The organism is Peribacillus sp. SIMBA_075 (assembly GCF_046534585.1).
The window spans coordinates 1-245 of record NZ_JAWRYN010001348.1 but is presented as its reverse complement, the minus strand read 5'-3'; the positions used below and the strand labels follow the sequence as shown (position 1 = coordinate 245).

Sequence of the window (245 nt, the reverse complement as noted above, 5' to 3'; positions counted from 1 at the left end):
CATGGCGATGGATTATATCTTGAACATGATGAAAGATATGAAGCAGCCGATGAATTTTTAAAGGTTTGGAAATCGACCTTGCAAGGTGAAATGATCTCTTTAGAAGGAAAGCATATTAAAGTTACGGATAGTAAAGTTGTATTTCCTCCGGTTCAAACGCCGTATCCAGCAATTTATTTTGGCGGATCGTCTGCTGCAGGTAAAGAAGTTGCAGCGGAACATAGTGATGTATATTTAACTTGGGG

Annotated in this window: 1 protein-coding gene; it reads left to right on the top strand. The window is 39.2% G+C overall.

The features are described from left to right. On the top strand, positions 1-245 hold a 245-nt coding region (locus SB775_RS32730; RefSeq protein ID WP_410865463.1), incomplete at both ends, for an LLM class flavin-dependent oxidoreductase.